Source organism: Gordonia sp. LMA167, from assembly GCF_058130025.1.
The window spans coordinates 5,904,159-5,926,070 of sequence record NZ_CM176708.1 but is presented as its reverse complement, the minus strand read 5'-3'; the positions used below and the strand labels follow the sequence as shown (position 1 = coordinate 5,926,070).

The following is a 21,912-nucleotide window of genomic DNA, read 5'->3' as shown; positions in this document are numbered from 1 at the left end:
TGGCAAGCTCGCTCCTCAGGGGGCGGTGGTGATGCTGGCAAGCTCGCTCCTCAGGACGCATCCTCAGGGCAGCGCCTCAGGGCGAGTGAAGCTGACCTACGTGAGCTCGACCGCTTCCAGCGTGGCACCCGCGTCGCGGAGCCGTTCGGCGAGAACATCGCCCATCGCGGCGGCGGGGGTGAGTACGCCGGTCAGCTTCGGCAGGCGGTCGCGCTCGAGTGCCAGCGACAACGCTGACTCGGCGAGCATCACCGCGGTGGCCTTGTAGCCGGGATCGCCCTGCATGCGCATCTGCGAGCGGTAGCGGCGGCCGGTGGTCGTGGTGGTGTAGGTCTCGGTCACGAAAGAGCCCTTCTCCCGGACCTTTTCACTCGGGCCCTCGCCGGGCTTCGGCAGCATCTTGTCGAGCACTTTGCGGGTCGGCCCAAAGCTCATGGCGCCCAAAAACACTCCGGTGCCGACCGCGACCGCACCGGCAATCACCGTGGACAGGCCCGGGATTTGCCCCACCGACATCGTTTCGGCGTACTTGAAGTCGGTGCCGTAAGCGTTGTCGAGCAGCACGTTGCTGCGCCGCACGATCCGGGTGTTGGCCGATGCCATGAAGAACGGCGCCAGCGTGCCCCGCAATGACGGATCGACCTTCTTGGCACTGACCATCGACATGTCGCTGGGTTCCGACGAGATGGACGGCCGGGGCGTCTTGCCGGGTTCCCCGGACAGTGAGTGCGGGTTGAGCAACAACCGCCTGGTCTCCGCGTCGCGGGACTGTTCGGCGATGACCCGAACGGAGTCGAAGGTGCCGCCGGAGATGCCGCCCTTGAACTTCTTGACGATGAACATGGTGTCGGTGAGTTCGCCGGCGCCGTCGTCCGAGATCTTCTTGTACAACACGTAGACGCCGAGATCGGAAGGTACCGAATCGAATCCGCACGAATGGACGATGCGGGCGCCGGTGGCGACGGCGGTCTCGTGCGCCTTGTTGATGGAGAAGTGCACGAATGGTGCCTCACCGGTGAGGTCCACGTAATCGGTGCCGGCGCTTGCCGCCGCGACCACCAGCGCCTCCCCATAGCGCAGGTACGGGCCGACGGTGGTGCACACGACCCGGGTCCGCGCGCACATGGCGTCTAGCGACGCCGGTGACGAGGAGTCCGCGACGATCAGGGGCCAGTCATGCGCCCGAGCCGGGAGCCGTTTGCGGGTGGCGGCCAGCTTGGTCTCCGACCGCCCGGCCAGCGCGACCTTGGTGCCGCGCGGCGCGTGCTCGGCAAGATATTTCGCGGTCAGCTCGCCGACGAATCCGGTGACGCCGAAAACGACGACGTCGAACTCGCGGCTGCTCGATGGTGTTGCCTCCCCGTTCATGACCTCAACCCTAGACAGGTGGCGTCGGCGGGTCGAGAGGCGCGGTCAGCGGGCGAGACGGCGGGCGGCGGCACGGGCTGCGAACGGCGCGACGAACAACATCAGCAGCACACGCAGGATCTGGGCCGCGACCACGAACGCAACGTTCCCGCCCGCGGCCGTGGCCGCGGCGAGGACCGCGTAGATACCTCCGGGTGTGGTGGCCAGGTAGCAGTCGAACATCGACTCGCCGGTCCACGCCGAGAGCGCCACACCCAACAACGCGCAGCCGACCCCGATGGCGAGGATCAGCACGAGTGCCGCTGGCAACACGCGGCCGATGGCCCGCAGTCGTTCCATCGTGAACCCGAGTCCGGCCTGCCAGCCGATGATCGCGTAGGCGATGGTCAGCAGGATCGTCGAGACGGCGGCGTCGCCGGCGAGACCGGTGAGTTCGGCGATCGTCGAGACCGCCATCGGACCGAGCAGACCGGCCGCGGGCAGATGCAGGCGTCGTCCGAGAGGTATGCCGATGCCGAGGCAGACCGCCAGTAGCAGCAGGCCCCAGAGCTGGTCGGTGACGCTGGGCGGGGTGGTCTCCACCGATGTCGACGTCGCATCGAACACCACCGACGCCATCAGCGGGATGGTGATGGTGACGAGTGCGACCCGCAGGTACTGGATGACCGCGACCATCCGTTCGTCGCCGCCGAGTTCGCGGGTGAGGGCCACGAGTCCCGACGCGCCGCCGGCGACCAGGGCCAGCGAGCCGGTGAGCGGATCGACCAGTCGATGCAGGCCCAGCAGCAGGCCGCCGAGCACCGACATCGCCAGGGTGCCGAGGCCGATCACCAGAACCGGGAACCACGACGACCCCAGTCCGGACAGCGTCTCCGGGTCGGCCATCGTGCCGATGAACACCCCGAGTACGCCTTGCGCGGCGTGCATCGCGGGACGGGGGATCGGCGGTGGTGCCGGTTCGTCGGTGGGGTCGTCGGCGCGCTCATGCGATCCGTGGGGGCGCGGGGCGAATCCGGCGATGGCCAGTGCACCGGCCACGACGAGGCCCGCGAACAGCGCGGCTGCGTCCACATCGAGAAGTTCGAGGAGATAGGTCGCGGCCGCGGTGAGGACAGCCAGCAGTACCCAACGACGCACTCGGTCCACCCTAAGTTGCGGCGGGCGGTGGTGCTGGGGCGGGTTGGTGGGTGGTGTCTTGCGGAGGCGGGTGGCGGTGGTTGGTTGGCGGTGGTCTCGATACGCCGCCTCGGCTAGCGCCTCGGTGGCTACTCGACCAGCGGAGAGGGGTGTCTCGGTGGCTGCTCGACCAGCGGAGGGGGTGGTCTCGATACGCCGCCTCGGCTAGCGCCGCGGTGGCTACTCGACCAGCGAGGGGGGTGCCGCGGTGGCTACTCGACCAGCGGCCGTCTCTGCGGGTCGAGTAGCCCGAGGCGCCAGCCGAGGGCGTATCGAGACCGCGGGGGCTAACCCACCCGGGCGACGCCGAGGGAGAGCGCAGCCACGAACTTGGGGGCCTTGGGCTCGTAGAACTGGTCGATGTCGGTGATCGTCAGCCCGGCGTCGGTGATCGCGGCCTTGATGTCACGGGTGAAGTGGCAGCCGCCCGCCATACGCACCTCGAGGGGATCGAGGCGGTACTGCCATTTGCGCACCTTCTCGTCGGGGGCGATGCCGTGCTCGAGGAAGTGCAGGGTGCCGCCATCTTTGACGACCCGTTTGATCTCGGCGAGGGCAGCGGGCAGGTCGGGGATGGTGCACATGGTGTACGTCGACAGCGCGGCGTCGAAGGTGTTGTCCTCGAAGGGCAGGCGCTGGCCGTCGAGTCCGCCCCGGTCAATGGTCACTGTCGATTCGGCCACGCGGTCGGAGGCGAGTTTCCACATGCCGTCCGATGGTTCGACGGCGGTCACGCGTGTCACCGTGTCGGGGTAGAAGGGGACGTTGTGGCCCGAGCCGAATCCCAATTCGACGATCTCGCCCGTCAAGCCATCACACGCTCGTCGTCGATAGGGAAAGTCCGCCTTCATGCCGCACATGAAGTTCATCACGTGCGGGAGGATTCGGTCGTCGTAGAACCCCATGTGTCCATTTTGCGGCATCGGTGTGACGAGCACCATGTCCTTACGCGATGCATAGGACATTTGACGCCGTCCTACATTGGAGGGATGAATCCCTCGACACTGCAGGCCCGGGTCATCGTCGACGAGATGATCCGGTGCGGCGTGACCGAGGCCGTGTTGTGCCCGGGGTCGCGCAATGCGCCGCTGGCGTTCGCGCTGCATGCCGCCGACGTCGAAGGCAGGTTGCGCCTGCATGTGCGGATCGACGAACGATCGGCCGGGTTCCTGGCGCTCGGGCTCGCGGTGTCGTCGAAGCAGCCGGTGCCGATCGTGATGACCAGCGGCACCGCGGTCGCGAACATGGGTCCGGCGGTGTTCGAGGCCAACTATGCGCGGGTGCCGCTGGTGGTGGTCAGTGCCAATCGGCCCTACGAGCTGCTCGGGTCGGGCGCCAACCAGACCGTTGAACAGTTCGGGATCTTCGGGACCCAGGTGCGGGCCGCGATCAGCCTCGGCCTCGCCGAGCAGGATCTCGACACCAACAGTCAGTGGCGGTCGGCCGTGGGTCGTGTGCTGGCAGCCGCGCGGGGTGCGCGGACCGGCAACGCGGGGCCCGTCCAGTTCGACATCCCGCTCCGCGAACCGCTCGTCCCCGACGCCGCCGGGGCTCCCGATGAGGACCTCGGGACTTTCGCGGGCCGCCCGGACGGGCTGCCGTGGACGCAGGCCCCGGTCGGCAAACTCGACGTCCCCCTACCGATCGACCTCTCGCTGGACACGGTCGTCGTCTCCGGTCACGGCGCGGGTGTGCACCCGGCGCTCGATGGCATCCCGACGGTCGCCGAACCGACCGCACCGCACGCCCACACGCCGCTGCACCCGCTAGCACTGAATTCGATCCGCCCGCAGCAGGCGATCATCTGTGGTCGCCCGACACTGCATCGTGGGGTGTCGCGGCTGCTCGCCGACCCGCATGTCCGCGTCTACGCGCTGACCACCGGCCCGCGCTGGCCCGACGTCTCCGGCAATGTCTATGCCACCGGCACCCGGGTGGAGCCGACCGGCGAGCCCCGCGAGGACTGGCTCAAGGAATGCGCCGAGGTGCAGCAGCGGGTCCTCGGTGTGGTCGATTCGGAACTCGACGGCCTGCTCGATGACCCGGCCGCCACCACGGGCCTGCATGTGGCGCGGGTGGTGAGTGCGGCGATGCGGCCGGGCGATCAGCTGGTCGTCGGCGCCAGCAACCCGATCCGCGACGTCGCGCTCGCCGGCCGCGTCACCGACGGCGTGCGAGTGCTCTCGAACCGAGGCGTGGCCGGCATCGACGGCACCACCTCGACGGCCATCGGCGCCGCGCTCGCGCTCGACCGGTCGTCGCCCGGGGCGCACACCATCGCCCTGATGGGTGACCTCACCTTCATCCACGACGCCACCGGGCTGGTGGTCGGGCCGGGCGAACCGCGCCCGTCCTCGCTGCGGATCGTGGTCGCCAACGACGACGGCGGCGGCATCTTCGGGCTGCTCGAACAGGGCGACCCGCGGTTCAACAGCGGACCGTACGCGGGAGCCTACGAACGGGTCTTCGGCACCCCGCATCGCACCGACCTCGCATCGATGTGCGCCGGTTTCGGGGTGGCGCACCGGCGGGTGACGATCGGCGAGCTGCCCGCGGTGCTGGCCGAGCCGGCTCCGGAAGGCGGACTCGAAGTGATCGAGGTGATCACCGATCGGGAGCGGCTGCGGGCCGTGCATGCGGCGATCGGGGAGCGGGTGCGATAGCGGGGTTCAGCCGACCGAGGGTTGGTTGCCGAGCCCGTTCAGCGCCGTCACGATGCGGCTGATCCCCTCAGCTGTGTCGTTGTCAGTATTCTCGATGTTGGCGGCCGCGCCGACGATACGTTGCCCTGTCGACTGGAGATCGTTGATCGTTACGTCGAATTCTGATCGCAAGCGTTCGGCGAATGCAGCCAGTGTTGCTCCGGTACCGAACCCGGCGTTGCCGTCCGCAGCGGGCGTGGCGGAATCGAACAAATTCATGAGCCTGGCGCGCGCTTCGCCTGGGAGTTGACCCCGGATCTTGGACACGTTGAATCCCGCATCTGTGCGGGAGGAAGCGAGATGATCAAGAGATGGCCCGAAAGCACTACTCCGAAGAGTTCCGCAGAGACGCGGTCGAGTTGTACGAGTCCACGCCGGGCGCCACGGTCCGCGGCATCGCCGCCGATCTCGGCGTCGAGCGCGGCACGTTGCGTGGGTGGTTGACCACCTACGGCACCGGCCGCAAGAGGGCCGCGGACGGCAGCGCGACGCAGAGCCCGCTCAAACCCCGTCAGGAGCCGGTGGTCACCGAGGATGGCCCGGAGACTGTGGAGGCCAAGGTGAAGCGTCTGGAGGCTGAAAACGCCGCGCTGCGCAGCGAGCGGACGAAGTTGACCACCGAACGCGAGATCCTGCGTCAGGCGGCCAAATATTTCGCCGGGGAGACGAATTGGTGAGCCGCTTCCAGTTCGTCGCCGACCACCTCGACACCTACCCGGTGAAGTGGCTCTGTGAACTCCTCGAGATCGCATGTTCGTCGTTTTATGCCTGGCGTAAAGCTGCGCCGACCCGGGCGGCTCGTGAGGAGTCTGATGCTGTTCTGGCGCAACGTATCCGCGAGATTCACGATGAGGACCGCACCTGTGGTGCGCCGCGGATCACTGCCGAGCTCAATGATGGTGTGCCACCGCAGGAGCGGGTCAATCACAAGCGGGTGGCGCGGGTGATGGCCGAGCACGGCATCGCCGGCTATCGCCGACGCCGGCGGGTGGTCACCACGATCCCCGAGCCATCCGATGCCAAGGTCGCTGACCTGGTCAAACGGGACTTCACCGCAGATGCGCCCAACGAAAAGTATGTCGGAGACATCACCTACCTGCCGTTGGAAGATGGGACGAATCTGTACCTGGCCACGGTCATCGACTGCTATTCGCGGCGTCTGGCCGGCTGGGCGATCGCTGATCACATGCGTACCGAACTGGTCACCGAGGCGCTGACCAACGCCGCGTTGACCCGGGGTAGTTTGGCTGGCGCGATCTTCCACAGTGACCATGGAAGTGTGTATACCAGTAGGGATTTCGCGAAACACTGCGCCAGGCTGGGGGTGACCCAGTCGATGGGAGCGGTGGGGACAAGTGCCGACAACGCGCTGGCCGAATCATTCAATGCGACTCTCAAGCGGGAGGTCCTGCAAGATGACCGCTTCTGGCCGGATGCGGTGACGTGCCATCGCGGAGTGTTCGGCTGGCTGGTGCGGTACAACACGCGCCGCCGCCACTCCTGGTGCGGCTTCATGTCACCCATCAACTACGAAAAGCACTCTAGTGCTACACTATTGACCGCTGCATGAATCCCACCCAGTGTCCAAGATCCGGGGTCAAGGCCCCCTGCTTCCAAGGCAACAACACCGCCGGCAGTCTTGACCCCGCCAGGGTTGATGTTGATTCGGTCGGTCATCTCAACCTCTCAGTTGTGTCATCGGAGTTACCCACTGCCGCATGGCAGACCGCTCCCATCCACGCCCTCGAGCGGCGACGACGGAGCGCCGAGGATTGTCAGGATTCCGTACAGCGCCAGGGTGCCGGCAACAAGGAGCATCACCACAACGATCGGCACCGCCCACCTCCGCGTCGTTCGTATCCATCCCACCGCGAGTGCCCCGATCGCGAGAATCGCGAAGGCCAATGTGAGACCGCCGAACAACGTGGTCGAAGGAAGTGGCTGCAGATCACGGCACTCGGTCTCGATGGCGTTTGCCACCCAGTCGCTCCGTTGTTGTTGCAGTACAACGGAGCTGGTGGCCGAGGCGACGACGAGGACCAGCCCGACCGACCACGGCACGATTTGCCGGAAGACTCGACTGGGGTGCGCTAGACGAGTCGTCACCAGGTCTCCCTTGGCCGTACGATCGTCACCGTCTGTGCACCCTCGCCCTGTTCGATCATCGGCAGGCGATCTTGCATGCTGTAGTTTGCGGCGCCCGGCGTGTGTTGGGTGTAGAGAACCTGGCCATCCGGCAATATGCCCGTGACCAGAGCCGCATGGTGGCTGTAGTCGCCGGATTCGTTTGGCTGCGCGTAGTTGAAGTAGATGACGTCGCCTGGCATGGCTTGGTCGGGGGGCACGGTTTGGCCGCCGTTATGCAGGAAGAACTCCCGTTGGGAGTCGGAGTTGTACCACGACTTGGTGTGTGTCTTGCCTTCGAGGCCTGGAACCCAATCGACCTCACCCGCTGCCGATCTGCCCCAGTTGTCGTCGTCCAGAGTGCCTGCCCACCCGTCCATTTTCTCGCCCAAACCCCCTGCGTCGAGCGCGTGAGAAACAAAGTTGGCGCAGTTGTTGCCGAAGGTGTCGATGGTCTCGTTGTTGGCGTTGGCCACTGCCCAACGCGCGGCCTGGACGGGGTTGGCCCGGTACCACTCCTCCGGCGGTGTGTCATCGGGAACTGTGACCTTACCGTTGCCGTTGCCGTCGAGATTTCGGGATGTTGCGAAGGTCTTCGAGTGTGTCAAGCGCCGTAGCTGCTCCGCGGGCGAGAATGCCCGCGTTCACCATTCTGTTTGCACAGGTCGTGAGAGACTCTCTCGCAAGGGCGCCAGTGTGATCAGGCCAATGTTCCTCCAGCGCCGAGACACCGTTCGCATGGATGTTGTCCGCGGTCCGTTTGGCCTGCTTGCTCACGTCGACTATGTCATCGGCGGCGGTCTCCCAGAGGTTCGGCTGAGCATCCCGAAGCTCGGCGAACGAAACCATGTGTCTCCCCCCGAAATCATGGTTGGCACCGGCGGTCCTGACGGACGATCAGCCGGCTGAAAGCCAGCATAAAGGGTGCCGACATCGCGCAGCGATTTCGCCGTCCTATGTGTGTCAATGCCGAGATCAGTACTCTGTCCCCTATGAATCCGACCATCCTGCGCCGCATCCAGATCGTGCTGGTGCTGTTGGGCATGGTCATCACGACGATGGCGTTGGTGTTGGTCGCGGGGTGTCACCGCAACGATGCGCAGATCAACGACAACGAGGCGACGGTGATGGCCGACGTGGTGTCGGCGTCCCGGCTGCACGCCGCGGTCAACTTCCAGACGCCCGATGGCGAGTTCCACAGTCCGCGCCTCGGCCTGCTCTATCCGACCGAACTCACCCAAGGTCAGCGCATCAGCGTCGAGTACGACGCGACCAACCCGGATCTGGCGCGGCCGGCCGGGCGCAGCTGGACCCTGGCGATCATCCCGGCGCTGTCGATCATGGTCGTCGGATGGGCGATCGTCGGTGCCGTGATGGTGGCCCTGGCCGAGGCCAACCGACGGCTGCTGGAGCGGGCGGCAGCGAAGGCCGGTGACGATGAGATCGCCGGCGATCCTCCCGTCGAGACTCAGGACGAGACCACCGAACTCTCCGAACCCGAGACCAGCAACGCCTGATCGTCGGCGAGCAGCCGCAGCGTGAACCGGCTGCCGTAGCGGGTCTGGATCTCCTCGATGACCGCACGTCCGGACACGATGCCGTCGGCATGCGGAACGACGACCTCGTCGATCCAGCCGAGACCCGCCGTCGAGGCGAGGTCGGCGGCTTCGGTCGGGTCGTCGAGCAGTCCGAGCGGTTCGATGTCGGCGCCCACGACGCACGCTCCCGCGCTGAACCCGATGTAGGGGAGTCCGGCTGCGACCCGCTCGGTGACGGTGTCGGCAAACCGGGTGCGGCGCATCGTCGCGAGCAGGTGGAAGACATTGCCGCCGGAGACGAACACGGCGTCGACGTCGTCGAGGATGCCGGCCACTGTCGTCGGTGGGAGGGCTTCGATGTCCAATTCGACGGTCGTGAAGCCCTGCGCGCGCAGTGTGGTGCGGTCCAGGTCCACCCAGGCGCGGTCGTCGTAGATCGAGGATGCGGTCGGCACGAAGCCGATGCGTGCGTCTGCGCCGACGCGGTCGGTGAGGAAGTCGGGGACCGCACCGAGCCAACGGCTGCCGAGGAGCAACTCCATGGGTTCCACGGTGCCAGCTTTCCCGGCGGTCGAGTGGCGACACGTGCGGTGTCGAGGCCAGGCCGGTCGATTTCTCGATTCGCTGACGAGTGTCACTGACATCTGTCAGCATAGTCCCGTCGGCCTTACCGGAAGTATCACTGGGATGAGAACGGGCGAGCGATGACAAGTGGTCGTGCGGCGCAGCGATTGCAGACGCGGCAGCGTGTGCTCGACGCCGCCGTCGCGGAGTACCGGGAGAAGGGCATGGCCGACGCCGACCTCGCGGCCATCGCGACCGAGGCGGGCGTGGCGCGCGGTACCTTCTACTTCCACTTCCCGACGAAAGAGCACGTCCTGCTCGACCTCGAGGAACGTGAGGAAGCCGAGATCGCGCGCGAGCTGACCCGCTTTCTGGCGCGCCCGCACGACCTGCGTACATCGTTGGCGAAGACCATCGAGCTCGTCGCCGCCATGGAACAGCGGCTCGGCAAATACCTGTTCAAGGACCTGCTGGCGCTGCACTTCTCACCGACCAGGCCGGTGGGCGACGAATGGCGGGAGCACCCGGTGATCGGGTTGGTCGCGCAGATGATCGACCGTGCCCGCGACGACGGCGAGGCCGAGATCGTCGTCGATCCGTACCACAGTGCGGTGTTCTTCCTGCTCGGTCTGTACGGCCTGCTGGCCACGACCGTGGACGCACAAGCGCTGCGCGACGAGGCGATCCAGAGCTATCTGACCACCACCCTGCGCAGCCTGGAACCCCGATGACCACACCCATCAGATACGGAGACAACCATGTGGCAAGACATCCTGCGACTCGCGTTCGCCTGGGGGCTGATCGTCGGCGTCACCGCGTTCTGGTACTGGATCATGCGCAACATCGGCACCTTCTGATCGGCGAGGTCGATCGCCGGTCAGGGGTGCGCGATGGCTGACCGCGAACACTCGAATGCGCTTGCCGTCGAACGCAGTTGCGCGGTGACCGCGGTGGCCTTCTCCGAACGGCGCCGCGAGGGCGTGCGGTTGATGACCGGCCCGCGCCGCGGATTCGGTCTGAATCGCACGCGCACCGTGGTGCATGTCCCGTATCCGCCGATCGCGCCCGACTGGACCCGCACCACCCTGACCTGCGGTGTGGCGCTGCAGTGTTCACCGTCCAAGGACCGCGTCGCGGCCTACGCGCTGCATGAGCTCGCACCACGGGAACTGGGCGCCCTCTCGCTGGTCGAGGCAGGGGTGGCCGCCGGCTGGATGGCCGACCGGTTGCCGGGGCTGCTGCCCGAACTGCGTCGGGTCGTCCCACAGCTGGAGATCAGCGATCACGATCTGGGCGGTGAGGAGATGCTGGACCGTGCACTCGGGCTGGCGCGATCGGGTAAATCGCTGCGCAGGCACCCCCTGCTGGGGGAGTTGCCGCTGTCGGCGCCGGCGCGCGGGGCGCTGTCCGCGGCCGTGCGGCGCGCCTACGGCCGGATGCCGTGGACGTCCTCCCGCACCGACTCCCAACGGATCATGTCGGTACCGGTCGGTGGCGACGGTGGTGCGCGCAACCCGAATCTGCCGCCGCCCAGCAGACCGGAGAACGAGGAGATCGAGATCCGGCCCGATCAGCGCGCCGGCGTGCCCTATCCCGAATGGAACATGTGGACCAACGCTTTCCTGGTCGATCACGTCGCGGTCCTCGAACGCGCACACCCGACACGCAACGCACCGGTGGCGGCGGTCTCGCCGGACATCCGGCGCTGGTTCGAACAGCGCACTCACCGCGCGATGCAGACCGGGCTCGAGGACGGTTCGGACGTCGACGTCGACCGCTATGTGCAACACCACCTCGACGTGGTGGCCGGAGAAGCCGGACAGCCCAGAATCTTTCGCGATCTGCTACCGGCGTCCCGGGACGTCACCACCGCGCTGCTGCTCGACGGTAGTTCGTCGCTGAACGTCCACGGTGGACGTGCGTTCCGGCTCGAACTGGCTTGTGCCGACGCACTGTCGCGGGCGATGACCCTCGCGCACGAACGCCACGGCATCTTCGTGTTCACCGGCAACACCCGGCACCGGGTGGAGGTCAACTGCCTCAGGGATTTCGACGACCCCCGATTCGTCGACCCGAGCAGTCTGGGCCTGGCGGCAGGTGGCTACACCCGCCTGGGCGCACCGCTTCGGCATCTGACCCGCCGCCTGGCCGACCAGCGCACGGAGCGGCGACTGCTCATCGTCATCGGCGACGGTTTGATGTCCGACGAGGGCTACGAGGGTCGCTACGCCTGGGCCGACGTCGCGCACGCCCTCGACGAAGCCGACGACGCCGGGGTGTCCATCTATTACATCGGCATCGGCCCGGCCCGCGTCGACCCGCTCCCCGAGGTCTTCGGTGAGCGCCGGTCGTGCCGCATCCGGCGTGTCGAAGAACTGCCGTCAGTGTTGGCCCACATCCACCGAGAGTTGGTAGCGCAGTGAACACAGATCTGTATTACGCCGGTGGCACCGAGGTGCAACTGTTCGAATGGGCGTTCGCGCAACGCATGCCGATGATGCTCACCGGACCGACCGGCTGTGGCAAGACACGGTTCGTCGAACACATGGGCCATCTGCTCGCCCGGGCGGTGATCACCATCAGCTGCCACGACGACCTGACCAGCTCCGATCTGGTGGGCCGATTCATGGTCGCCGGTGGCGACGTGGTGTGGTCCGACGGCCCGCTCACCACCGCGGTCCGGACCGGCGCGATCTGCTACCTCGACGAGGTTGTCGAGGCGCGCCACGACTCGCTGGCCATCCTGCATTCGCTCACCGACCACCGCCGCACCTTGTTCCTCGACCGCGCCGGGGAAACCGTGCGTGCGCCAGACGGATTCATGCTGGTGTGCTCCTACAACCCGGCCTACCGCAGCTCGCTGAAGGATCTGAAACCGTCATTCCGGCAACGCTTCGTCACCGTCGCGATGGACTATCTGGCGGCCGAGCGGGAAGCCGAGGTCGTGGTCGCCGAATCCGGCGTGGACGCGGCCGTCGCACGACGACTTGTCGACTGTGCCAACAGTATCCGGAACGCCGACGACGCCTTCCATTTCGAGCCGCCGTCGACCCGGGTGCTGGTCGCGGCGGCTCGGCTGATCGCCGTCGGCGCGAGCGAGATGGATGCGGTACAGACCTGCGTGCTCGCCCCGCTGAGCAGCGACGGCGCGATCGGCGAAGGGCTGCGGGAGATCGCAGCCGCCCATCTGTCGGCCGCGGGCGACTCGCGGTTGCAGTCCCCCTGAGAGGAGCCCCATGAACGAACAGGACCGGAGACGAAAGCATGCGCTGATCGTCTTCCAGATCGTCATCTACGGATATCTGCTGGCCATGTTCTGCATCCAGGTCGCCATCATCTACACCTAGAAAAGGGCCACCCCGTGAATCTCCCCACCTTCACCCGCGGCCGCCCCGCAGCGGCCGCGAACAACAACGGCGGCAAGCGAACTCTCAGCTATGACCAGCACGATGAGGACAGCCGCGCCGCGCAACGTCACGCCGACTATTGGCTCACCTCGGGCACCGCCCTGATGGGCACCTTCATCTTCGGGTTCATCGGCCTGCCGATCTTCCTCCGCGGCGTCTGGCTACAGCGACGAGCGCAACAGGACGGGCTGTCGGTCCGGCCGATCATGGTGACCCTCATCGGCTACCTGGTGATACTCGACGGCTTTCTCAACAGCATCGGCTGGGTCCTCGACATGCTGGCCAGCCACACGCTGATCTCCCGCGTGTTCTTCACGGCGTGGGGCAATTTCGTCGACAACGGCTACTTCTGGCACTACAACGAGATGCTGATCGGCGGATCGGCAGCACCGGGCGAGAAGGGCTGGGAGATCGCACTGATCTTCGTCGTCTTCCCGATGCGGGTGGCCGCCGCCATCGCCTTCCTGCAGATGAAACGCTGGGGCCACCAATGGCTCACCGTCACCTGCTGGTTCGGGGTGGTCATCTGGGTGGGCTACGTCGCCAACATGACGATGTACGCCCACATCCGCTTCGACGGCACTGTCCTGCCGGTCTTCGGATGGTGGCTCTACGACATCTTCTACATCACACCGTTCCTGGCCATCCCATACCTGCACACGGTCAACCGCGAGATCTTCACCGACTGATCCGCGTCACGGTCCGCACAGCCTCAGGAGATCATCATGAGTACGTCGAACACCGACTCCGACACCGACAACGACGCCGAGGAACTGCCACTCGGCACCACTTCCACCTATGCGCGCATGCACACCTGGCTCAAGCGCGGCATCTTCGTCTGCCTGTTCGCACTTGTCATCGAAGGTGCGTTCACCATTCCGGCGCTGGCCATCTGGTACGGGTGGCCGACCTTGTCGCTGACCCAGATCTGCAGCGAGATGATGAAGGTCCGGTACTCCGACGACAGTCTCGAGTGCCAACAGCCGTACCCACTGGATGCGCCACCATTCGGTGACAACGCCGAAGCGGCCGATCAGACGACCGCCAAGGATAAATGGGGAGTGCAACCGGTGCCCGGATACGACCGCATCGGCTTCCGCGAACTCGTCCGCCACTACGAGGAGCGGATGGAGCGCGAGAAGGCGGCGCAGAGCACAGGGCAGCCACCCGGATGAACAGTTCGATGAGCAGACAGGCGATCTCGTCCGCGATCGGACTCGGATTGATCGCCAGGGAAGCCGTGCGTGCCGGGCTCGATCCGCTGGTCGGCCACGCCGATATTCCGTTGGGGGTCGATGCTGTCGACGCACGGTGGCTCTCCGGGGCGTTGGGTCTGTCACCCGACTCCATTACGTCGGTGAGCGTGCTCGACCAGGACTCGGGGACCGCGGCGCGGGCTCGGATCGCGGTGAAATCCGATGTCGAGCTGCCCGAGACGATGTTCGTGAAGCTACCGCCCCGCAACTACATCCAGCGGGTGCTGATGAACGTCTTCCGGCTCGGTACCCGGGAGATCCTCGCCTATCGGGCACTCGGCGATGCGCCACCGGTGCGTGTACCGAAATGCTATGTCGCACAATCTGACCAACGGCGCCAACGCAGCGTCCTGGTGCTGGAGGATCTCTCGCACACCGCAGACTTCCGGACCTGCGTGGACTCGGTGAGCGGCGCCGAGGCCGAGGCGGTCGTCGACGCCTTCGCCGATCTGCACGCGGCCTATTGGCGCAGCGAACGGTTCGACGATGACCTGGCTCCACTGGCTCGCCGCACATCGACCGAGACCCACACCGCCGATCTCATCCGCCGCCGGTTCATCGCCGACATCACCGGGCATGCCGCCGACCTGATCCCGGCCGAGACGAAACGTCGTGCCCGGATCTTCTTCGAGCGCAGCAAGCAGATCGACGCGTTCTGGGCGGCGCAGCCCCAGACGTTGATCCACGGCGACCCGCACCTGGGCAACCTGTTCTTCGAGGCGGATGGGCCGGGCCTGCTCGACTGGCAGATCGCGTCGGCGGGCGTCGGCATCCGCGATGTCGCCTATTTCGCCACGGCATCCACCGAACCCGACCTGCTCCGTCGCATCGAACGTGACCTCGTCGAGCGGTACGCGGACCGGCTGCAACTCGCGGGCATCGACGTCGATCCGGCTGAGCAGTGGACGTTGTATCGGGCCGCGATCACCGAGGTCGTCCTCGCAGCCGTCTGCACCGCCGAGGCAGGGGAGCGGATGCAGCCGAAGGAGATCTCGCGGGTCGGCGTCGAACGGGCCGTGGCGGGAGTGGAGGCGCACGACAGCTTCGGCGTGCTGGAGAAAATGATCGGGGGCTGACCGGCCGCGGCACGGTGGGCGGGCGAGTGTTCACCGGGTGTTCGTACGCGTTTTCCCCGGTCTGACCCCTGCGGTCAAGTGCGGGGGACGACACTGGCGGCATGCGGGTCGCGATCGTCGCCGAGAGTTTCCTGCCGCAGATGAATGGAGTCGTGAACTCCGTGCTGCGGGTGGTCGACCACCTCGAACGAACAGGTCACCAGGCCGTCGTGGTCGCACCGGACACCCCGCGGAGAAGTGCTCCCGCGCCACGGCTGGTCGGACGCCGCACGCCGGTGCACCTGGTGCCGTCGGTGATGGTGCCGAAGGTGACGTCGTTGCCGATCGGGGTGCCGACGCCGGCGATGTACCGCACCGTGCGCGACGTCGAGCCGGACGTGGTGCACCTGGCCTCGCCGTTCGTCGTCGGTGCTGCGGGTGCGGTCGCCGCGCGACGCCTCGACGTGCCGTCGGTGGCGGTGTTCCAGACCGACGTCGCCGGGTTCGCCGCGAGCTACGGGCTGGCGATGACGTCGAAGCTGGCGTGGCGCTACACCCGCCGGCTGCACGAGATGTGTGACCGCACACTCGCACCGTCGTCGGAAACGATGAAAGCACTTGCCATACGGGGCATCCCGCGGGTGCATCGGTGGGGCAGGGGCGTCGATCTGGAACAGTTCGACCCGGTCCACCGTTGCACGGCGCTTCGTGCCGGATGGGGTGCCGGCGACCGCCTGGTGGTCGGCTTCGTCGGACGGCTGGCGCCGGAGAAGCACGTCGAACGGCTGGCCGCGGTCGCCGACGATCCGTCGGTGCAGGTGGTCATCGTCGGGAACGGGCCCGAACGGGGGCGACTGGCGAAGCTGATGCCGCGGGCGGTCTTCACCGGGGAGCTGCGGGGCGCCGACCTCGCACGCGCGTACGCGAGTTTCGATGTCTTCGTGCACGCCGGCGAGCACGAGACCTTCTGTCAGACGGTGCAGGAGGCGATGGCCAGCGGACTGCCCGTCGTGGGACCCGACGCCGGTGGCCCACGCGACCTCATCGCGCATTGCCGATCCGGCTACCTGCTGCCGCCGGACGAGTTCGTCGATCGGCTGCCGTCGGTGATCGATGTGCTGCGCGACGATGCGTTGCGCGCCGAGATGGGGCGGGTCGGCCTCAACGCGGTGCGTACCCGCACCTGGCCGGCCGTGTGCGACGAACTGCTCGGACACTATCGGGACGTGATGGGCGTGACGTCGGCGATCCGGTCGCTGGCGGGCTGACGGGGTCGCTGCCCTGCGGGGACGTCGGGGTAGCGTGGTCGGCATGGGAGACGGCTCGCACGATCGCGCAACCCTGGACAAGGATCCGGCCGAGGTCGCGGCGATGTTCGACGGTGTCGCCAAGCGCTACGACATCACCAACACGGTGCTCTCGTTCGGGCAGGACCGGGGTTGGCGGCGTAAGACCCGCAAGGCGCTGGATCTGCGGCCCGGTGACATCGTGCTCGACCTCGCGGCCGGCACCGCCGTGTCGACCGTGGAACTCGCGACCTCTGGCGCGCACTGCGTCGCGGCCGATTTCTCTCTCGGCATGCTCAAGGCCGGCGCCGACCGCGACGTGCCGAAGGTGGCTGCCGACGCGCTGGCGCTGCCCTTCGCGGACGAGTCCTTCGACGCCGCGACCATCTCGTTCGGCCTCCGCAATGTCAACGACGTCGAGAAGGCGCTGTCGGAATTGCGACGGGTCCTCAAACCTGGTGGGCGACTGGTGATCTGCGAGTTCTCCACCCCGACGTTCCGGCCGTTCCGCACGGTCTACATGGAATACCTGATGAAGGCGCTGCCGTCGGTCGCGACCAAGGTGTCGAGCAACCCGGCCGCGTATGTCTATCTCGCGGAATCGATTCGGGCGTGGCCCGACCAACCTCACCTGGCCGCGCTCATCCGCTCGGCCGGATTCTCTGATGTCAACTGGCAGAACCTGACCGGCGGGATCGCGGCGATTCATTCGGCGGTGCGCTGACCGGTTCGCCGGGCCCTTCGTGACGCTCGGCTGGCGAGGATGAGCGTTTCTCGTCCGCTCCCTGAGGAGCCTCCGAGCTTGCGAGGATGCGTCACGAAGGGGCGCCCTTCGTGACGCTCGCACGCTCGCTCCTCAGGGACCGGGAGAAGTGGGCACGCCGGTTGTGCAGCGTTTCTCGTCCGCTCCCTGAGCCTGGATCTTTCATGTTTGTTTGGGGTGTTCGGCGTGGGAAATGCGAAAGTGCCTACCTGGCAAGGGATTATTGAATCTCCACAACACAATAATTCCTGGCAGAAAGGCACTTCGCAGGTGAAGCATAACCGCTATCCCCGTCTGGTTGTCGATGATCAACGCCGCGAGTCGCTGACGAGTTCGTCGGGGGCGTTGCTGCTGCGTGACGCGGCGCAGGTCGCGGGCCTGGACGAGGCGTTATCGGCGGCGTTGGCGCCGTGGACCTCGCCGCGGGCCACCCATGATCCGGGCCTGATGCTGCTGGATCTGGCGATCGCGTTGGCTCTGGGCGGTGACTGCGCGGCCGACGTGGCGATCGTGCGAGCCCAACCCGACCTGTTCGGGCCGGTGGCCTCGGATGCGACGTTCTCCCGGCTGATCAGCGTGTTGGCCGACGACCTGAGCACGGCGCTACCGGCGATCCGCGCCGCGCGTGCCGCGGCCCGCACCCGGGTATGGACGCGGGCGCGCCCGCTGGCCGGAACACCCGGCACCCGCGATGGGGGGCAGGTGATCGTCGATCTCGACGCCACCACCATCGGTGCGCATTCACTCAAAGAACACGCCCAACTGACCTACAAACGCCAGTTCGGGCATTCCCCGATGTGCGCGTTCGTCGATCACGGCCAGTACGGCACCGGCGAACCACTGATCATCGATCTACGCCGCGGCGGCGCCTCCCCACAAGGCGCCGACCTGCACATCAACACCACGACCGCCGCGCTGGCCCAACTGCCCGCCGCCGAACGCCCCCAGGTGCTGCTCCGCACCGACGCCGGCGGCTGTTCCAAAAAATTCCTCAGGTTCCTGCGCGCCGAGAAACTCGCGTACTCGATCGGGTTCACCCTCTACGACAACGTCAAAACCGCCATCGCCGCGCTGCCCGAGCAGGCCTGGCGCGATGCGTTCAACGGTGACGAACAACCCCGCAACGGCGCCCAGGTCGCCGAGCTCACCGACCTGATCGTCCCCGCCGCCGACCCCACCGACCCCTGGCCGGCCGGGATGCGCGTCATCGTGCGCCGCGAATACCCCGACCCCGGCGCCCAACTACGCCTGACCGACATCGACGGCCGCCGCTACACTGCGTTCGCCACCAACACCCGCGGCACCGGCTGGACCCTGCCGGTCCTGGAACTACGCCACCGCCAACGCGCCCGCGCCGAAGACCGCATCCGCAACCTCAAAGACACCGGCATGGCCAACCTGCCCTTCCACGAGTTCACCAAAAACCAGATCTGGCTCGAAATCGTCTGCCTGGCCGCCGAACTCTTGGCCTGGACCCAAACCCTATGCTGGCCCGAACACCACCCCGCGCGCCTCTTCGAACCCAAACGCATGCGCCTATGCATCCTCGCCGTGGCCGGACGCACCATCCACACCGGCCGACGCCACCTGCTACGACTACCCCGCGGCTGGCCCTACAACGACCTCATCTACCAGGGCTACACCGCCCTGCACGCCGCCTGACACACCACACAGCAGCCCCTGCCCCTCAACCCAGGACCCGAAGAACCGGCGAACACCAGCGCCGGCGATCACCCACACCCACACCACACCAACCCCACACCCAGCCGCCGAAACCCCCAACCCACCACCACATGAAAGATCGAGGCTGAGGAGCCTCCGAGCTTGCGAGGATGCGTCACGAAGGGGCGCCCTTCGTGACGCTCGCACGCTCGCTCCTCAGGGGCCGGGGGAGGCTCGCACGCTCGCTCCTCAGGGACCGGGGGAGGCTCGCAAGCTCGCTCCTCAGGGACCGGGGGAGGCTCGCACGCTCGCTCCTCGCGCTCCTCGGGGAGCGGTGGAGGCTTCAGCGGCTCGGTCACCAGCAATTCGGATCAGGGCCTCCGTAGCTCACGGAACGGGGGTCGCGGCCAATCGCATGTCGTGCAGGCGCAGCCCCACGTGCAGCTCGGTGCGTAGCCGCCCGTCACCCAGGTCGGTGTCCAGTGCGGAACGAACCCGGCCGAGCCGGTAGTAGAGCGTCGACCGGTGGATGTTGAGGTGCGACGCCGTGTGCTGGGCATCGCCACCGCAGTCCAGATAAGCCTGCAGGGTCGACAGGATCTCCGACGACAATCCCGCCGCCAGAAGGGTTCTCACCGATCGGGGGAGGTCGTCGACGGTCAGTTGTTCGACGGGCAGCAGCGCCAACAGGCCGTCCAGGCCCGTGTCGTCCCAGGTGGTCGCACGCCCATGATCTGCCGGCGTCAACCACGCCGCCCGCAGCGCTCTTCTCGCCAGTGAGAGCGACTGATGAACATCCTCGAGCCGCTCAACCACTGGTCCGATCCCGGCGCGAACGTCTCCCAGCTTCGGGTCATCGAGGATTCTCGCCAGACGGTCGGTGACCACGGGCCGCGGGAAGATCAGGACGCCAGTGCCGTCGTCGAGGGTGGAACCCACCACCGAAGCCGTGGACGACCTCGCCACGAAATCCAGGGTCGTCCACACCGCGAGTGCGGAACTGTCGGGTGAGTGTCCGGGGCGCGGGTCGCCGGCCACCGCGACCGCGGCGTACTGCGACGCCGACCCGACGTGGTGCTCGGCGATGAGGGCCTCCGCCGCGGCACGCCGTGCAGCCGGATCGGGGCCGGTCACCCGGGTCAGCAACTCGCGAGCCCTTGAGCGGTCGTGCTCCTCGTACAGCAGCCGGAGGGAGAGCAGGACGCCGAGTCCGGATGCACCCTTCAGCAGGGTGGGGAGTTGTCCGTCGTCGAGGGGCGAGTCGTCGAGGGCGGTCACGAGGAATCCCACGCGTCGGCGGTGATCGGTGAGCGGAATCAGCAGGCAGCGCCCCACGGGGGCGAGCTCGACGTCGACGTATCCCTGCGTGGTGGCGGCCGGCGGATCCCATCCGCCCGAATGGGCCAGGAGCAGCGAGAGTCGATGCCGGTCGTCGTCGGCCTCGTGGATCGAGTAACCGACCACCGCCATCGTCCAGTCCAGGACCACCAGCCGACGTCCGGCGGTCTCCGACAGATCCTGCAATGCGTCATCCAAACCGGCTGGTGTGGCCATCAGATCCCACGTCCGGAGGTGGACACTTTGTCGGAAATCATCCCTCCAGATTTGCACAATTGCCCAGTGCTTTGGGTCATAGCCGCTGCCTACGCTCAGGATGCATCACCTCAGAAGGAGTCATCTCATGACCAAGCGCATCGCCATCGTCGGCGCAGGAATCGGCGGCCTCACCCTTGCGATCGACCTGCAACGCAAGGGCATGGACGTGCAGGTCTATGAACAGACCGCCGTCCTCAAGGAGGTCGGGGCCGCCGTGGCCCTGTCCGCCAACGCAACCCGGTTCTACGAGGGCCGATTCGGGTTGGCCGAGCAGCTCGGGTCCACGTGGGCCGAGGTCGACGGACTGATCTTCCGCGACGGTCGCACCGGTGCGCAGATCGCACGACTGTCCTCACGCGAGGACTACCGGAGCCGTTACGGCGCACCGTACGTCGGCATCCATCGAGCCGACCTGCAGGCGATCCTCTTCGGTGCTCTCGACGCGACGAGCCTGCATCTGAGCAAGCGGCTCACCGGCATCGACGACACCGGCCCCACCGCGCGCCTCTCGTTCGAGGACGGCGACGATGCCGAGGCCGATCTGGTGATCGGGGCGGACGGGGCGAGGTCCCTGACCCGTCGACTCCTGCTGGGCTACGACGACGCCCGCTACTCGGGCTGCACCGCCGCCCGCGGCATCGTCGCACCCGAACTCATGCTGTCGTTGCCGGACCCGGCGGCCATCCAGTTCTGGATGGGCCCGGGAGGGCACCTGCTGCACTACCCGATCGGCAATGGTGATCAGAACTTCTTCCTGGTCAAGCGTGAGTCGTTGCCGTGGGCGCACAAGAGCTGGGTGGTGCCGGCGCAGGACAAGGAACACATCGAGCCGTTCGCGGACTGGGCGCCGGCCGTCGTCGAGATGATCTCGGCCGTGCCCGTGCAGGAACAGTGGGCGCTGGTCTACCGTCCGCCGCTCACCCATTGGTCGGCGGGGCGGGTGACCCTACTGGGCGATGCCGCACACGCGACCGTCCCGCATCACGGGCAGGGCGCCAACCAGTCGATCGAGGACGCGATCGTGCTGTCGGATCTGCTGTCTGGAACGTCAGACTGGGATGCCGCGCGGGTGGAGTACGAGCAGCGTCGGCGTTTCCGCACCCGCAAGGTCACCGACGCCGCAGTCACCGTCGGTGAGATGTTGCATCTGCCCGACGGTCCGCGAGCCCAGGAACGCAACGCGCGGCTTGCGGCGCCGGGTGCCTTCGACCGGCATCTGGACTGGATTCACTCGTTCCGTGCGGATGAGGAAGTGCCGGAGGTTTCGTTCGTGGGTGCGTGAGGTGTGGGGGTGGTGGGTGGCGTATCGAGGCCGGTGCGGTGATCTCGATACGCCACTCACTTCGTTCGCGGCTACTCGATCAGCGGACGGGTTCTGTCGGCGGGATGTGGGGTTCTGTCGGCGAGGTGTCGGG

The 21,912-nt window shown here is 66.9% G+C and carries 21 protein-coding genes; 13 read left to right on the top strand and 8 right to left on the bottom strand.

The annotated features are described in order from the left end of the window. Positions 1–96: 96 nt before the first annotated feature. The 3 genes from ACVT6V_RS26580 to ACVT6V_RS26570 form a co-directional block, all read right to left on the bottom strand. A complete protein-coding gene (locus tag ACVT6V_RS26580) occupies positions 97–1,368 on the bottom strand; it encodes a saccharopine dehydrogenase family protein (RefSeq protein ID WP_489897054.1) in 1,272 nt (423 codons plus the stop codon). A gap of 45 nt (positions 1,369–1,413) precedes the next feature. Further along, complete coding sequence (locus ACVT6V_RS26575; RefSeq protein WP_489897053.1) at positions 1,414–2,505, bottom strand: AbrB family transcriptional regulator; 1,092 nt, start codon at positions 2,503–2,505, stop codon at positions 1,414–1,416. A gap of 326 nt (positions 2,506–2,831) precedes the next feature. Beyond that, on the bottom strand, positions 2,832–3,449 hold the full coding sequence (locus ACVT6V_RS26570; protein WP_489901028.1) for a class I SAM-dependent methyltransferase: 618 nt from the start codon (positions 3,447–3,449) through the stop codon (positions 2,832–2,834). An 84-nt stretch (positions 3,450–3,533) separates the two neighbouring features. Between ACVT6V_RS26570 and menD the strand changes: the two genes are divergently transcribed. After that, positions 3,534–5,207, top strand: a complete 1,674-nt coding sequence (gene menD, locus ACVT6V_RS26565; RefSeq protein WP_489897052.1) for a 2-succinyl-5-enolpyruvyl-6-hydroxy-3-cyclohexene-1-carboxylic-acid synthase — start codon at positions 3,534–3,536, stop codon at positions 5,205–5,207. Positions 5,208–5,213: 6 nt separating this feature from the next. Here the strand turns inward: menD and ACVT6V_RS26560 are convergent, their stop codons facing one another. Beyond that, the gene (locus ACVT6V_RS26560; protein ID WP_489897051.1) at positions 5,214–5,513 is read right to left on the bottom strand and encodes a hypothetical protein; all 300 of its coding nucleotides are present in this window, start codon (positions 5,511–5,513) and stop codon (positions 5,214–5,216) included. A gap of 44 nt (positions 5,514–5,557) precedes the next feature. Here ACVT6V_RS26560 and ACVT6V_RS26555 point away from each other — a divergent pair. Then, positions 5,558–6,816, top strand: a protein-coding gene (locus tag ACVT6V_RS26555; RefSeq protein WP_489897050.1) for an IS3 family transposase whose coding sequence is annotated in 2 segments (ribosomal slippage) — positions 5,558–5,903 and positions 5,903–6,816 — 1,260 coding nt in all. Because the reading frame shifts where the segments join, the coding sequence is not laid out codon by codon here. A gap of 134 nt (positions 6,817–6,950) precedes the next feature. Here ACVT6V_RS26555 and ACVT6V_RS26550 read toward each other — a convergent pair. Both ACVT6V_RS26550 and ACVT6V_RS26545 read right to left on the bottom strand, forming a co-directional pair. Continuing rightward, positions 6,951–7,352: a hypothetical protein gene (locus ACVT6V_RS26550; protein WP_489897049.1), complete on the bottom strand. Its 402-nt coding sequence runs from the start codon at positions 7,350–7,352 to the stop codon at positions 6,951–6,953. After that, positions 7,349–7,978 (bottom strand): amidase domain-containing protein, encoded by a 630-nt coding sequence (locus ACVT6V_RS26545; protein WP_489897048.1) that lies wholly within the window; start codon positions 7,976–7,978, stop codon positions 7,349–7,351. The genes ACVT6V_RS26550 and ACVT6V_RS26545 overlap by 4 nt, the downstream gene beginning before the upstream one ends. A gap of 384 nt (positions 7,979–8,362) precedes the next feature. Between ACVT6V_RS26545 and ACVT6V_RS26540 the strand changes: the two genes are divergently transcribed. After that, positions 8,363–8,887, top strand: coding sequence for a DUF3592 domain-containing protein (locus tag ACVT6V_RS26540; protein WP_489897047.1), 525 nt, complete (start codon positions 8,363–8,365; stop codon positions 8,885–8,887). Here ACVT6V_RS26540 and ACVT6V_RS26535 read toward each other — a convergent pair. Next, the gene (locus ACVT6V_RS26535; RefSeq protein ID WP_489897046.1) at positions 8,839–9,450 is read right to left on the bottom strand and encodes a Type 1 glutamine amidotransferase-like domain-containing protein; all 612 of its coding nucleotides are present in this window, start codon (positions 9,448–9,450) and stop codon (positions 8,839–8,841) included. The two genes, ACVT6V_RS26540 and ACVT6V_RS26535, sit on opposite strands and share 49 nt — an antisense overlap. Positions 9,451–9,612: 162 nt before the next feature. On the opposite strand from ACVT6V_RS26535, the gene ACVT6V_RS26530 reads away from it, so the two are divergent. The 9 genes from ACVT6V_RS26530 (at position 9,613) to ACVT6V_RS26490 (ending at position 18,901) form a co-directional block, all read left to right on the top strand. After that, positions 9,613–10,203, top strand: a complete 591-nt coding sequence (locus ACVT6V_RS26530; RefSeq protein ID WP_489897045.1) for a TetR/AcrR family transcriptional regulator — start codon at positions 9,613–9,615, stop codon at positions 10,201–10,203. Between the two features lie 159 nt (positions 10,204–10,362). Then, positions 10,363–11,895, top strand: coding sequence for a nitric oxide reductase activation protein NorD (locus ACVT6V_RS26525; RefSeq protein ID WP_489897044.1), 1,533 nt, complete (start codon positions 10,363–10,365; stop codon positions 11,893–11,895). Next, positions 11,892–12,698, top strand: coding sequence for a CbbQ/NirQ/NorQ/GpvN family protein (locus ACVT6V_RS26520; RefSeq protein WP_489897043.1), 807 nt, complete (start codon positions 11,892–11,894; stop codon positions 12,696–12,698). The genes ACVT6V_RS26525 and ACVT6V_RS26520 overlap by 4 nt, the downstream gene beginning before the upstream one ends. A 135-nt stretch (positions 12,699–12,833) precedes the next feature. After that, a complete protein-coding gene (locus tag ACVT6V_RS26515) occupies positions 12,834–13,568 on the top strand; it encodes a hypothetical protein (RefSeq protein WP_489897042.1) in 735 nt (244 codons plus the stop codon). Between the two features lie 36 nt (positions 13,569–13,604). Continuing rightward, positions 13,605–14,054, top strand: coding sequence for a hypothetical protein (locus ACVT6V_RS26510; RefSeq protein WP_489897041.1), 450 nt, complete (start codon positions 13,605–13,607; stop codon positions 14,052–14,054). 8 nt (positions 14,055–14,062) lie between these two features. Beyond that, positions 14,063–15,211: a phosphotransferase gene (locus ACVT6V_RS26505; RefSeq protein ID WP_489897040.1), complete on the top strand. Its 1,149-nt coding sequence runs from the start codon at positions 14,063–14,065 to the stop codon at positions 15,209–15,211. Positions 15,212–15,312: 101 nt separating this feature from the next. Then, the gene (locus ACVT6V_RS26500) at positions 15,313–16,458 is read left to right on the top strand and encodes a glycosyltransferase family 4 protein (RefSeq protein ID WP_489897039.1); all 1,146 of its coding nucleotides are present in this window, start codon (positions 15,313–15,315) and stop codon (positions 16,456–16,458) included. A 43-nt stretch (positions 16,459–16,501) separates the two neighbouring features. Next, complete coding sequence (locus tag ACVT6V_RS26495) at positions 16,502–17,200, top strand: demethylmenaquinone methyltransferase (protein WP_489897038.1); 699 nt, start codon at positions 16,502–16,504, stop codon at positions 17,198–17,200. 309 nt (positions 17,201–17,509) lie between these two features. Then, positions 17,510–18,901 carry an IS1380 family transposase gene (locus tag ACVT6V_RS26490; RefSeq protein ID WP_489897037.1) on the top strand — a complete coding sequence of 464 codons (1,392 nt, stop codon included), beginning with the start codon at positions 17,510–17,512 and terminating at the stop codon, positions 18,899–18,901. Positions 18,902–19,288: 387 nt separating this feature from the next. On the opposite strand, the gene ACVT6V_RS26485 is transcribed toward ACVT6V_RS26490, so the two are convergent. Next, the gene (locus ACVT6V_RS26485) at positions 19,289–20,455 is read right to left on the bottom strand and encodes a helix-turn-helix domain-containing protein (RefSeq protein WP_489897036.1); all 1,167 of its coding nucleotides are present in this window, start codon (positions 20,453–20,455) and stop codon (positions 19,289–19,291) included. Between the two features lie 127 nt (positions 20,456–20,582). Here ACVT6V_RS26485 and ACVT6V_RS26480 point away from each other — a divergent pair, with 127 nt between their 5' ends. Further along, the gene (locus tag ACVT6V_RS26480; RefSeq protein ID WP_489897035.1) at positions 20,583–21,779 is read left to right on the top strand and encodes an FAD-dependent monooxygenase; all 1,197 of its coding nucleotides are present in this window, start codon (positions 20,583–20,585) and stop codon (positions 21,777–21,779) included. The last annotated feature ends 133 nt before the right edge of the window (positions 21,780–21,912 follow it).

Bases quoted from the DNA above. Each gene is read 5' to 3' on its own strand.
- ACVT6V_RS26580 (WP_489897054.1), bottom strand. From the start codon at position 1,368: ATGAACGGGGAGGCAACACCATCGAGCAGCCGCGAGTTCGACGTCGTC.
- ACVT6V_RS26570 (WP_489901028.1), bottom strand. From the start codon at position 3,449: ATGGGGTTCTACGACGACCGAATCCTCCCGCACGTGATGAACTTCATG.
- menD (WP_489897052.1), top strand. From the start codon at position 3,534: ATGAATCCCTCGACACTGCAGGCCCGGGTCATCGTCGACGAGATGATC.
- ACVT6V_RS26540 (WP_489897047.1), top strand. From the start codon at position 8,363: ATGAATCCGACCATCCTGCGCCGCATCCAGATCGTGCTGGTGCTGTTG.
- ACVT6V_RS26535 (WP_489897046.1), bottom strand. From the start codon at position 9,450: ATGGAGTTGCTCCTCGGCAGCCGTTGGCTCGGTGCGGTCCCCGACTTC.
- ACVT6V_RS26530 (WP_489897045.1), top strand. From the start codon at position 9,613: ATGACAAGTGGTCGTGCGGCGCAGCGATTGCAGACGCGGCAGCGTGTG.
- ACVT6V_RS26525 (WP_489897044.1), top strand. From the start codon at position 10,363: ATGGCTGACCGCGAACACTCGAATGCGCTTGCCGTCGAACGCAGTTGC.
- ACVT6V_RS26510 (WP_489897041.1), top strand. From the start codon at position 13,605: ATGAGTACGTCGAACACCGACTCCGACACCGACAACGACGCCGAGGAA.
- ACVT6V_RS26505 (WP_489897040.1), top strand. From the start codon at position 14,063: ATGAGCAGACAGGCGATCTCGTCCGCGATCGGACTCGGATTGATCGCC.
- ACVT6V_RS26500 (WP_489897039.1), top strand. From the start codon at position 15,313: ATGCGGGTCGCGATCGTCGCCGAGAGTTTCCTGCCGCAGATGAATGGA.
- ACVT6V_RS26495 (WP_489897038.1), top strand. From the start codon at position 16,502: ATGGGAGACGGCTCGCACGATCGCGCAACCCTGGACAAGGATCCGGCC.
- ACVT6V_RS26485 (WP_489897036.1), bottom strand. From the start codon at position 20,455: ATGGCCACACCAGCCGGTTTGGATGACGCATTGCAGGATCTGTCGGAG.
- ACVT6V_RS26480 (WP_489897035.1), top strand. From the start codon at position 20,583: ATGACCAAGCGCATCGCCATCGTCGGCGCAGGAATCGGCGGCCTCACC.